At 73.1% G+C, this 11,329-nt stretch carries 10 protein-coding genes; 6 read left to right on the forward strand and 4 right to left on the reverse strand.

Annotated elements, in window-relative coordinates:
* The first annotated feature begins 7 nt into the window (after positions 1-7).
* From OG519_RS31760 to OG519_RS31780, 5 genes are all read left to right on the forward strand, one after another.
* The gene (locus OG519_RS31760) at positions 8-1,225 is read left to right on the forward strand and encodes a DUF362 domain-containing protein (protein WP_405591296.1); all 1,218 of its coding nucleotides are present in this window, start codon (positions 8-10) and stop codon (positions 1,223-1,225) included.
* A 1-nt stretch (position 1,226) separates the two neighbouring features.
* A complete protein-coding gene (locus OG519_RS31765; protein WP_405591298.1) occupies positions 1,227-2,591 on the forward strand; it encodes an aldehyde dehydrogenase family protein in 1,365 nt (454 codons plus the stop codon).
* Positions 2,592-2,723: 132 nt separating this feature from the next.
* Positions 2,724-3,830, forward strand: coding sequence for a hypothetical protein (locus tag OG519_RS31770; RefSeq protein ID WP_405591301.1), 1,107 nt, complete (start codon positions 2,724-2,726; stop codon positions 3,828-3,830).
* A 49-nt stretch (positions 3,831-3,879) separates the two neighbouring features.
* Positions 3,880-5,136, forward strand: a complete 1,257-nt coding sequence (locus OG519_RS31775; RefSeq protein WP_405591303.1) for an ATP-grasp domain-containing protein — start codon at positions 3,880-3,882, stop codon at positions 5,134-5,136.
* Between the two features lie 329 nt (positions 5,137-5,465).
* Positions 5,466-6,269: a response regulator transcription factor gene (locus OG519_RS31780; RefSeq protein ID WP_405591306.1), complete on the forward strand. Its 804-nt coding sequence runs from the start codon at positions 5,466-5,468 to the stop codon at positions 6,267-6,269.
* Positions 6,270-6,650: 381 nt separating this feature from the next.
* On the opposite strand, the gene OG519_RS31785 is transcribed toward OG519_RS31780, so the two are convergent.
* Positions 6,651-7,040, reverse strand: a complete 390-nt coding sequence (locus OG519_RS31785) for a cupin domain-containing protein (RefSeq protein WP_405591308.1) — start codon at positions 7,038-7,040, stop codon at positions 6,651-6,653.
* Between the two features lie 107 nt (positions 7,041-7,147).
* Here OG519_RS31785 and OG519_RS31790 point away from each other — a divergent pair, with 107 nt between their 5' ends.
* Positions 7,148-7,732, forward strand: a complete 585-nt coding sequence (locus tag OG519_RS31790; RefSeq protein ID WP_405591311.1) for a nucleosidase — start codon at positions 7,148-7,150, stop codon at positions 7,730-7,732.
* A gap of 27 nt (positions 7,733-7,759) precedes the next feature.
* Here the strand turns inward: OG519_RS31790 and OG519_RS31795 are convergent, their stop codons facing one another.
* From OG519_RS31795 to OG519_RS31805, 3 genes are all read right to left on the reverse strand, one after another.
* Positions 7,760-8,605 carry a prephenate dehydratase gene (locus OG519_RS31795; RefSeq protein ID WP_405591314.1) on the reverse strand — a complete coding sequence of 282 codons (846 nt, stop codon included), beginning with the start codon at positions 8,603-8,605 and terminating at the stop codon, positions 7,760-7,762.
* The gene (locus OG519_RS31800) at positions 8,602-9,552 is read right to left on the reverse strand and encodes a hypothetical protein (RefSeq protein WP_405591317.1); all 951 of its coding nucleotides are present in this window, start codon (positions 9,550-9,552) and stop codon (positions 8,602-8,604) included. The genes OG519_RS31795 and OG519_RS31800 overlap by 4 nt, the downstream gene beginning before the upstream one ends.
* 658 nt (positions 9,553-10,210) lie before the next feature.
* Positions 10,211-11,206, reverse strand: a complete 996-nt coding sequence (locus OG519_RS31805; RefSeq protein ID WP_405591320.1) for a ricin-type beta-trefoil lectin domain protein — start codon at positions 11,204-11,206, stop codon at positions 10,211-10,213.
* Positions 11,207-11,329: the final 123 nt, after the last annotated feature.

Genomic DNA, 11,329 nt, shown 5'->3' on the forward strand with positions numbered 1-11,329 from the left:
AGTAATGGTGACCGGTGATCTCACGGCCGTCGCACTCGCAAAGGTCGGCGCAACGACCGCTGCCGCCGTGGACGAGGCGGTGGAAACCGTATGGGAACTGCTCGGTGACCCGCTGAAGGACATCGGCAAAGGCGACCGGGTCGTTGTCAAGCCCAATATGTTCCAGCGGAAACCGGGATTCCGGACCAGCCCTGAACTCCTGCTCGCCGTCGCGAAGCGGGCCTCGGCGCGCGGGGCGGAAGTCATCGTCGCCGAGCGCACCCAGGTACTCAAAGAGATCCTGGCCGGACATCCCGTCCACCGCTACGCGCAGGTGGTCAGTTTCGACGACCGGCCGCTGCGTATCGTGCAGATACCAGGGGCTCGTTCGCTGCGGCTGCCCATCGCGCTGCCCGACATCGTCATGGACTGCGATTTCTTCATCGGCGCCCCGCAGCTGCGGACCCATTCCAGTGTGGTGCTGACCAATGCCATGAAGAACCTGGTCGGCCTGCTGCCCGGATTCACCACCCGTATCGTGCACATGGCGGGGGTCGAGGAGGCCCTGGTCGATCTCAACCAGCTCCGGCCCCAGCACCTCGTGGTCTGCGACGCCATGACCGTCATCGAGGGGAACTACCCGATGGCGGGAGCCTCCCGCGAGGTCGGCCTGATCGCCGCCTCCCGCAACGCGGTCGCGCTGGACACCACGATGGCGGCCGTGGCCGGCGTCGGGCCGTGGGAACTCGCCTATCTGCGGGACGCCGCCGGGCGCGGTCTCGGGCCCGGTGATCCCGCCGCCATCGAGGTCAGGGGAGCCCGCGTCGAGGAGGTCGCGTTCACGATCGCCCGCGCCCCGGTGGGGCTCACCCCGCCGCGGCAGGGCATCCACGTGCACGCCGACACGGCCTGCGACGACTGCCGCCGCTGGCTGGCCGCCGCGATGCATCTGCTGCGCGACGAACTGCTCGGCTTTCCCGGTGAGATGACGATCGTCTCCGGACCCGTGGCCCGGCTGCCCGAGCTGCGCGGCGCGGTGGTGCTGGTCGGCAACGCGGTGTACGAGCACCGGGAGGCCGGCGTCTATCTGGAGGGCTGTCCGCCGCGGGCCATCCAGACCGCCGGTCTGCGCTACGCGATGGGTCACCCCGTCACGGAGCAGGAGCGCACCCAGTTCCGCGCCCCGACCCGGGACGCGGCCGACACCGGCGGGCTCACCTGGCCGGCACCTGAGGAGCTGGTCTGACGTGTCGTTGTCCGTACCCGTGATCCGCGGCGGACAGGAGCGCGGCTCGCGGGACACCCGCGTCCTGCACGGGGTGAACGGCGAGTCGCTCGCCACCGTCCACGAGGCTCCCGCCCTGGTGACCGGAATGACCGTACGGGCCATGCGCCAGGCCCCGCGGATGGGGCCGGACGAGCGGCTGGCGGTCCTCGCCGAGGCGGGCAGGCTCTTCGCCGAGGCCACGCTGGGCGGTCAGCCGCCCGAGGAGTACTGCCGGGTCCAGGCACTGGCCTCCGGCGTCCCGATCGGCGTGGCCCGCCGCACCCTCGGCCGTACCCGCGACGACCTCGGCGCGCTCGGCGCGCTCGGCGCGATCCTGGCCCGGCAGGCGCCGGTCGGCGCCGGCCGTACGGCACGCTGGGTGCGCCGCGGCTCCGTCTTCGGCGTGGTGGCGCCGAGCAACCACCCCGGCACCCACGGGGCCTGGCTCCAGGCCGTCGCCATGGGATACCGGGTCGCGGTGCGGCCGGGTACGCGCGATCCGGTCACCCCGCTGCGGCTGGTGCGGGCGCTGCTCGCCGCCGGGCTCGACCCCGGCTGGGTCGCCCTGCTCCCCGGCTCCCACGCCACCGCGGACGCGCTGGTGAACTCGGCCGACCTGGCGCTGGTCTACGGCAGCGAGGCCGCGGTCGCCCGGCTGCGCGGAAACGACCGGGTCCTGGTACGCGGCCCCGGCCGGAGCAAGATCCTGCTGGACGAGCCCGCGAACAAGCCGCTGGACGACGAGACGCTTGACCACCTGGTCACCGAGATCGCCGGCGACGGCGGCGTGCGCTGCACCAACACCACGGCGGTGCTCACCTCGGGCGACCACCGGGCACTGGCCGACGCGCTCGCCGAGCGACTGGCCCGGCTGCCGGTCCACCCGGTGACCGACGACCGGGCGGTCCTGCCGGTGCGCCCGCGCAAGGAGGCGGCGGCTCTCCGGGCCGTCCTGGACCGGGTCGCCGCGGGCGCCACCGACCTGGCGCCGCGCCACTACCCGGACGGTCCGCTGCCCGCCGTCGAGGACGACGCCGTGGCGCTGCGGCCCGCGGTGGTGTGCGTGGACGGCGCCGACCATCCGGGGCTCGGGACCGAACTGCCCTTCCCCTGCGTGTGGGTGGCGCCCTGGCGGCGGTCGGACGGGATCGGGCCGCTGGACAACTCACTGGCCCTGACGCTGCGCACCGGCGACGCCTCGCTCGTCGAGGAGGCGCTGGGCACACCGGGCATCCGCACCGTCCTGCACGGCAGGGTGCCCGAGTGGTGGAGGGACCCGTATCTCCCGCACGACGGGTATCTCGGGCAGTTCCTCAAAGAGGTGCGGGGATGCGCCACGTCCTGAGCCCCGATCGTGAGCCCCGATCGCCCGCCGCCCACGCCCGCCGCGCCTCGCGGCCCTGGTGCTCAACTCCCCGGGAGCACGGCTTCCCGGTTGTTCCGCCGTTCCGCCCGCTCCGGTGACGAAGACCTTGAGGTGATCTACGTGTCTGCCGCCTGCCCCGACCTCCCTGTCGTGGTTCTTCCCGAGAACAACGTGGTGCGCGCCCGCACCCGCCCCGCCGCACCGGTCGAGACCGCACTGACCGGGGCCATCGCCTCGCTGACCGGCCTGCGCGCCGAGTTGCTGAGCCCGGACGGCGCGGGCGACCGCCTCACGGAGGCGATGGACCGGGCGGTCGACCAGGTCGGCCGGCTCGCGATCGCGGCGATGGTCGCGCCCATGGACACCGGGCCGCTGAAGCCGATCGTGCCCAACCACACCTACTTCGGGGTCAGGACGGCCCGAATCGACGACGCGTATCTCGTCTCCGAGGTCACCACGATCATCGCCCGGACGCTGGTCGATCTGCGGACCGCCCGGCTCGGTCTGGGCGACCGCGCCGCCGAGGTCCGTTCTATGGTCCAGTTGCTCAGCGGCCTGCTGCCGGGTGGCAATGCCCCCGCCGCGCGGCCGGCCGCGGCGCCGACGCGGCCGCGGACCCCCGGTGCCCCGGGCGGCGACGAGTTGACGCGCTGGGTCATCACCCACCACTTCTACTTCGTCCTCAACCTCGCGGCGGCGGACGCGGTGTCCGAAGCCGTCACCGCGCTGACCGACGGCGACCGGGACACCGCGCTCGACGCGCTGCGCGAGGCCACCGGGTGCGTGCGCGGCTTCACCGCCGCGATGATCCACTCGGGGGACATGTCGGCGCCGTGCTACGACGCGAAGGTCCGGCCGACGATGCAGCCGCCGGCCGTACCGGTCGCCCTCACCGGCCGCACCCAGCCCGAGCACCGCGCCTTCCGGAAGGCGATGCGCCGGCTCGTCGCCGTCTCGCCCGAGTCCTTCGGCAAACTCGCCGCCGCCGACCCCGAACTGGCCGTCGCCCGCGGCGCCCTGCTCGAAGCGGACCTCCAGGACATCGAGCGGCACATCATCGTGACCGCGGCTCTGGTGGGGGACGACTCCTCGATCGTGCAGGGCGACGACTCCGCCGAGAGCGCGATCGCCACCCTCCGGACGATGCGGCACGGCCGGGCGGAGACCTACCGCGAACTGATGAGGTTCGGTGACCCGGTCACCCGCACGGCGCTCTGACGAGCCAGACCAGCCAGACCAGCCGGCACGACAACAGGACAGGGGAACCATGAGTGTCGATGCCGCTCCGCGCACGGTGGTCCTCGTCGACGCCTACGCCAGCGCGCGCTGTCTCGCACCGCTCTTCCGCGCGCGGGGCCTGGACTGCGTCCACGTCCAGAGCACCCCCGGCATACCGGCGGCGTACGCGGCGAGCTTCCGGCCGGCCGACTTCGCCGACAACATCATCCACGCGGGGGACATCGCCCGGACGCTCGCGGCCGTCGCCGAACACGAGCCGACGGGGCTGCTGGCCGGCGTCGAACGCGCCGTACCGCTCGCGGACATCCTCAGCGAGGAACTCGGCCTGCCCGGCAACGGAACCGCGCTGAGCCGCGCCCGCCGGGACAAGTACCTGATGGTCGAGACGGTCAGGGCGGCCGGTGTGCCCGCCGCCGACCAGATCCGCACCGGCGACCTGGCCACCCTCCTGGCCTGGTACGAGAAGGCCGAAGGCCGGGTGGTGCTCAAGCCGGTGAGCAGCGCGGGCAGCGACGGCATCCACTTCTGCGACGGCGCCGCCGAGGTCCGGGCGGCGTTCCGCGCCCTGATCGGCACCACGAGCGCGCTGGGCCAGCAGAACGACACGGTGCTGGCGCAGGAATACCTCGTCGGCGGCGAGTACATCGTGAACACCGTGAGCCTGGACGGCAGGCACCACGTCTGCGACATCTGGAAGATGCACCACCTCAGTGCCAACGGCGTCCACGACCTGCCGGCCGGCGCCGAGTTGCTGCCCCGGCGCGGCCCGGAGCAGGACCGGCTGGTCGAGCACACCCGCCGCGTCCTGGACGCCCTCGGCATACGCGACGGCGCCGCGCACAGCGAGCTGAAGCTGACGCCGCACGGCCCGCGGCTGATCGAGACGGGCGCCCGGGTCTGCGGCGCCGACGTGCACGTGCCGGCCGGCGCGGCCATCGGCGAGAGCCAGTTGGACTGGACGGTGGACGCGTACGCCGATCCCGCGCGTTTCGCCGCGCGTTGGCGGACCGGTTACGAACTGCGCCGGCACGCCAGGATCGTCAACATGGTCTCGCCCGTCGAGGGCACCCTCGTCGGATTTCCGAAGCTGTCCCGCCTGCGGTCCCTGGAAAGCTTCCACGAGGTGCTGTACCGGGTGACACCCGGCGGCGAGATCCACCGGTCGGTCGACGACTGGACGTTCCCGCTGCGCGTCTTCCTGCTGCACGAGACCGCCAGCACCGTGGCCAGGGACGCCCTGACGACCCGCTATCTGGACGGCGACGGCTTCTACGCGATCGGCTGAGCGCGGCGCGGGCGGCGCCGTTCCGCCGGCCCGGACCACGTGCCCGGTCCGAGCGGCTCCTTTCGCAGGGAGACGAAGCGAGCGCGGGAGAGCCGTCCGGGCTCCGGAAAGGCACCCCGGTGAACCCTTTTATCGGCACGCCGGGCGGCAGGGCCGATTCGACCCGGCGGGCGGTGGAAGGCGATGACGCCAAGCACCGCGGCCGGCCCGCTCCGCGGGCGACCCTCATGACCGAATGAAAGGTGGCGCACCCCGCGCCACTGTCCGTGTGACAATCCAACGGCGCCGCCGGATATCGGGGAATCGGCGTCCGAATCGGGGGAGAAGTCATGCGGGTGGTTGATCGGCATGGGGAAGTCAGAGAAAACGCGCGGGAGTTCGGCAACTCCTGGGCCGCGCAACTGGTCACGATCTGCGATCCCGGCGCGGTCTGCGAGGTGTTGCAGCGGGCGCTGATCCAGCTTCCGGCCCCGCGCCGGAGTGTGCAGTTGACCGGCCGCTTCGCCGCGGAGGCGGTCAACCGCCCCGCCTCGGACCTGTCGGCGTTCATGCGGACCGAGATCCTGGGGCGCGGTCATGGTCTGCGGCTGCTGCTCACCGAGTCCACCGCACTGGAGCAGGACGCCCAGCCCCTCATCGCCCACTTCTCGGCCCGGGGGGCCGACATCCGCTTCTCCGCCGGGCCGGTGCCCAATCTGGCCCTGCTGGCCGCCGAACTGGCCCTGGTGCACACCGGTGGGCGGGACGAGCGGCCGCAGATCCTGGTCGCCCGCCGGGAGGCCACCGACGCCCTGCACCGCTTCCAGCAGACCCTGTGGGACCACGCCACGGACCTGGTCCCGCCGCGGGGCGCCACCGGGTCCCTACGGCTCGACCCGACCCAGACGGAGGTCCTGCGCATGCTCGGCGCCGGGATGAAGGACGACACCGCCGCCCGGGTGATGAACGTGTCCGTCCGCACCTACCGGCGGCATGTCGCCGCGATCATGAAATCCCTGCACGTCAGCACCCGGTTCGAGGCGGGCCTGAAAGCCGCCGAGCTCGGCCTGCTCAGCGTGCGCGAGTGCCTCCACCACGACGGCGGAGCCGGTGGCAGGTTCCTGCCGGGTTTTCTTCCGGAGAAGGCCTGCTGAGTTTCGCCGGCCGCCCGGGTCGATCGTCTCCTCGTGGTCGACTTGTCATAAACGCTCACCGGACTGTCCGCCGCGCACGGCGAGGGGCACGGACGGATAAGAAAGCAACGTATCCGGTCGCAGGAAATGGTGCTGCCGAACTATCGCGGCGACTTCGGTCCGCGGGGTCCCACTCCCACGCTTTTTCCAAGGCGGGAGGCCGTGTACGGCCCTTCGCCGCGGACCGGAGAAGTCCGGCTACCGCATTGTGGAAGCGGGAATTCCGTATGCCGATCGGAAAGGTCTCCGCGCGGCCCGCGGCGCGAGCGGCCGGTGGTTCGTCCCACCGGGACAGGCGAGCCACGACGAGAGCCCCGGCGTGCCGGGCGGACCGGCCTCCCGTCACCAGCGGCCCTGTTCGGGCCTCGCCTCGTCCGGGCTGTCCACCGGCCACGGCGGCACGGTCGCCGCCACCACACGCAATCCGTCCCGCCCTGCCCTGAACTGGAAGGTCGTGCCCAGCGGTACGGTCAGACAGACGCCCGGTTCGAGCGCGGTCACCTCGTCGCGGCCGTCCTGGCTCCGCCACATCTCGCCACCCCCGCTCACGACGAACCAGATCTCCTCGACGGTGGCATGCGACACCGCCTGGGAGACCTGCTCGGGCGCGAGTTCGAACCGCGCGAAGCTCGCCGCCCCCGGCAGGACGCACAAAGGCCGCACCGCGGACCCGTCCGGCGCGGTGACCTCGGGAGCCTCGTCGATCCGTACCGTGCTGAAGCGTGCCGTCATGGGCGCCAGTGTAGGTATCGGGCCCGCCCGTCGGCATGAGCCCCGCCCGGGGCCCGTATCCGCGGGTTACCGCTGACCTGCGCGGGACGCCGAAGTACCGTGATCGCATGGAACTGATAGGGAAGATCACCGCCGACCGCCCCCTGCTGGTGCTGGCGGTGAAAGAAGAGGCGCAGTATCTGGAGACGGGCCTGCCGGTGCTGCTGACCGGGATGGGGAAGGTCAACGCGGCCGGCGCGCTGGCCGCGGTCCTGGCCGGCCACCCGTCGCCCGACGGCATCGTCAACCTGGGCACCGCGGGGGCGCTGCGCCCCGGCTGGACCGGCACCCACCTCATCGGCACGGTCATCCAGCACGACCTCGACACCGACACCCTGCGGGCCCTCACCGGTGAGACCTTCGGCGCCCCGCTGACCCTCGCCGACCCCGAGGGACCCACCCTGGCCACCGGTGACTCCTTCATCGCCGACGAGGCCAGCCGTGAACGCCTCGCCGTCCGGGCCCCGCTGGTCGACATGGAGGGCTACGCGCTCGCGTCGGTGGCACACGACGCCGGTCTCCGGCTGCGGATCGTCAAACACGTCAGCGACGACGCCGGCGACGGCGCGGCCCGCACCTGGCGCGAGACGGTGACCCACTGCGCCCGCGAACTCGCGGTGTGGGCCGCCGCCAACATCCCCTTCTACGCCTGAGACCCGCTCCGCGCAGACGGGGCGCCGTCACACCGCGCGGCTGCTCAGCCGGTGCGGGTGCGCCGGGTAGACACCCAGGTTCCGTACCTCGGTGGAGAAGAAGGCGAGTTCCTCCAGGGCGAGCGCCACCCGGGGCTCCTCGGCATGGCCCTCGATCTCGATGTAGAAACGGCTCGCCTGGAGTCCGGCGCCCATCTGATAGCTCTCGATCTTGGTGATGTTCACCGCGTTGCTGGAGAAGCCGCCCAGCGCCTTGTAGAGGGCGCTGGGGATGTTGCGCACGGTGAAGAACAGGCTCGTCACCACCGGCCCCGCGGTCACCTCCGGATGGACCGCCCGCTGCGCCAGCACGATGAAGCGCGTGGTGTTGTCGTGCTCGTCCTCGACCCCGTCCGCCAGCACGTCCAGGCCGTACAGGGCCGCCGCCGCGGGCGGCGCCAGCGCGCCGTGCCGCGGGTCGCCGAGCGCGGCCACCTCGCGTGCGGAGCCGGCCGTGTCGTCGCTCACCAGAGTGCGCCAGCCGCCCTCCCGCAGGAATTTCCGGCACTGCCCCAGGGCGTGCACATGGCTGCGGACGAACGCGAGCTGCTCGGCGGTCGCCCCGGGCGGCGCCATCAGGGCGAAACGGATCGGCAGGAAGTACTCGGCCACGATGGAGAGCCCGGACTCCGGCAGCAGGTGGTGCACGTCGGCGACGCGTCCCGCGGCCGAGTTGTCCACCGGAATCACCGCCACGTCGGCGTTGCGCTGTGCCACGGCCTCCATCGCCTGCTCGAAGGTACGCAGCGGCAGCCCCGTGCCGTCGTGGTAGAGATCGGCGGCCGCGGTGGCCGAGTTGGAGCCGGGTTCGCCTTGATACGCGATGACGGTCATGCGGAGGAGTTCCTTTGGATATCCGGATCGGGCAGACGGTCCTCGGGCAGCAGATCGGCCGAGAACCGCAGGTTCTGGAGAAGTGACGCACTCCAGAGTGCCAGTGGCTTCGCCTCCTCGTTGCCACCATCGCCCGTTCCCGTCCCCTCGCCGGCACCGAACGACTCCGACGAGGCGCCGTAGGCCACCGCCATCGCGTGCCGCGCCACCGCCTCCACCCGCTTCAGGGCGACGCCGAGATCCCGCTCCCAGGAGGCGGCACCGTGGGACGTTGTGACCCACCGGGCCCGCGCCCCCAGCACCTGCCGCAGCGCCTTGCGCACATTGGTCAGAAGTCCGGCGAGCTCCTCCTCGGCGGCGCGGTCGCCTATGAGGGCGGCCATCCGGCGCGTCGCGCCCAGCGCCATCGCGGCCACGCCGACGCCCACGAACTCCGCGGTCACCACCCGGTTCCCCGGCGCCGCGGCCGGGCGGGACAGCCCGGCGGGCACGTAGAAGTCGACGACCTCCATGGTAAAGCCGTCCGCCGTCGGCACCCGCGTCCCGTACCGCAGCAGCGCCTCGGCCGGGACGGCGAAGAGCCACGCCGGGGACGGGTCCGCTGTGCCCGCCGCGGGCGGCACCGGAAGCGTCAGCCAGCGCCGGTCCTGCCGGTCGCCGCCGGGCAGTTCCCAGCGTCCTGACACCAGCCGGCCGGTGTCGTACGGCGTGGCCGTCGGCAGCAGTCCCGCCGCGTCCGGGGCGGGCAGCGCCCGCTCGACCGGGGACGTCCAGTCGTACGCCGCGGTGAACGCCTCCCAGGTCTGCTCGGCGCCCGCGTGGGCCAGCGCCTCGTACGCGTCGAGCACCGCGAGCAGACCGGCCTCGGGGCCCACCAGCAGGGACCGGCCGGAGCCGTCGGAATCCCCGGGTGGACGCAGCAGGTCCTTCATCGTCTTCTCAGCCATCCGCGTTCCTCACCGCCGTGTCGCCGCCGCCCCGAGCGTTTCAGGACCGCTGTTCCGCCCACGCCGACGCACAGAGGGCATCAGGCGTGGTGCCGGGAGATGCCGGCCGCCCTCCCGGGCGCCCCGACCGGTCCGTTGCCGCCGTCCAAGAGGCGGACCGGCCGGGGCTCGAAGGCCGTCTCCGGCGGACCGGGCCCGAATATCTTCCGGCCCTGCCGACGACCCCGGTTAGACACACGGACCGTCCTCACGGATCGTTCACCACGGATCGGGCGGGTACGGCCCGGTGGCCGGTCGCGCGGCCTGCGACCCGGCACTCAAAGAGACGGTAGGAGACGGTCAGGAGACCGGCCGGAGACCGGACCGCAGGCAAAACCCCTGTCCAGGGTAGCCTGACCGCCACCGGCGCCCGCGGCGTCCCCCCGCGAGACGGCCGCCGCGCCCCGCTCCGGCGGCTGCCCGCGGGCACCCTGGTGCGACCCTCTCGCGAGACGGCGCGAACACGCTCGGTGACGAAAGCGCCGCGATCCGCCCGGCCCGGCGGTCTGCCGTTCGCCTGTCTTTCGCCTGCCGGGCCGCGCGTACGGCGCCCCGAGCGGGAAAGGGCCGCCGCCTCGTCACCGGGGACGAGACGGCGGCCCGTACGGCGCCCATCGGATCAGGGCATCCGCCACTTCTGGTTGGCGGTGCCGGCGCAGCTCCAGGTCTGGAGGACGGTGCCGGCCGCGGTGTTCTTGTCCTTGGCGTCCACACAGAGGTCCGGCTGGACGTCGACCAGGTCGTAGGAGGTCTTGAGGACGAAGGACTGGTTGGCGGCGCGGCCGGCCGAGCAGGCGGCGAGCCGGAGCGCCGCGCCGTTGCCCGGGGACGCCACATCGAGGCACATCGTGCCGCCGAAGTCGCGGGCGGTGCCGTCGGAGGCGAACGCCCACCCCTGGGACGGGTCGCTCTTGTCGCAGTCGGCGAGCACCATCAGCGTGCCGGCGCTGTGCGAGCCGCCCTGGCTGGCAAGACACCGGCTGGACGCGAAGTTGACGACGAACGCGCCCTGGAAGGTGATGGGGTGGGACGGCGCCGACGGCTTGGCGGGCGGTTTGCCCGTGCTCGGGTGCGTGGCCGAGGTGGTGGCCGACGGCACGGCGGGCTGTCGGGGGGCGCCGGGGATCGCCGGCAGGGCATCGGCCGGCGCCTTGACCGGCGCGTTCGCGCCCTGGCCGGCCGGCGGCTTGGCCGGCGGGTGCTTGACCGGGGACTTGGGGGCACCCGGCGAGCCATCCGTGGCGGTGGGGCTGTCGGTCGCGGTGGTGGCGTGCGCGCCGAGGGGCTTGGCCGAGGCGGCCGGCTGCGCGTCGACATGGTCGTCGCCGCCCAAGTGCGGCAGGGCGGTGGCCACCCCGACGCCGATCGCCGCGACGGCCGCCACCCCGCCGACGGCGACCGCGACCCGGCGCCCGGGCTTCAGGAAGCGCGCACCGGAGAAGTAGTGCTGGCGGGCGAAGCCGGCGGCGTAGGAGTGGTCGGCCGCCAGGATGCCGTGACCCGGTTCCGGGTCGCTGCCGGAAGGGCCGCCGGGCAGCGGCTCGTCCTGCGACCCGGTCGGCGCCGCCGGCGGCGACGCGGACTCGGGCCCGTCGGGCTGGGAGGGGGACGTCATGAGGGTCTCTCCGGGTGCGGGGGAGCGGGGAACATGAGGTGGGCCGTCGCGCGGGGCCGTGCGGCGGTGGTTCGGTCCGGCGGTGGTCCGGCCGAGGCAGGTGGTGGTCGGCGGTGGGTGGTG

Source organism: Streptomyces sp. NBC_01190 (assembly GCF_045039895.1).
Taxonomy (GTDB): Bacteria; Actinomycetota; Actinomycetes; order Streptomycetales; family Streptomycetaceae; genus Actinacidiphila.

What these genes read in the sequence shown, in the direction of transcription:
- OG519_RS31800 (WP_405591317.1), bottom strand. Translation starts at nt 9,552, where the DNA reads ATGGCTGAGAAGACGATGAAGGACCTGCTGCGTCCACCCGGGGATTCC.
- OG519_RS31795 (WP_405591314.1), bottom strand. Translation starts at nt 8,605, where the DNA reads ATGACCGTCATCGCGTATCAAGGCGAACCCGGCTCCAACTCGGCCACC.
- OG519_RS31775 (WP_405591303.1), top strand. Translation starts at nt 3,880, where the DNA reads ATGAGTGTCGATGCCGCTCCGCGCACGGTGGTCCTCGTCGACGCCTAC.
- OG519_RS31780 (WP_405591306.1), top strand. Translation starts at nt 5,466, where the DNA reads ATGCGGGTGGTTGATCGGCATGGGGAAGTCAGAGAAAACGCGCGGGAG.
- OG519_RS31790 (WP_405591311.1), top strand. Translation starts at nt 7,148, where the DNA reads ATGGAACTGATAGGGAAGATCACCGCCGACCGCCCCCTGCTGGTGCTG.
- OG519_RS31805 (WP_405591320.1), bottom strand. Translation starts at nt 11,206, where the DNA reads ATGACGTCCCCCTCCCAGCCCGACGGGCCCGAGTCCGCGTCGCCGCCG.
- OG519_RS31785 (WP_405591308.1), bottom strand. Translation starts at nt 7,040, where the DNA reads ATGACGGCACGCTTCAGCACGGTACGGATCGACGAGGCTCCCGAGGTC.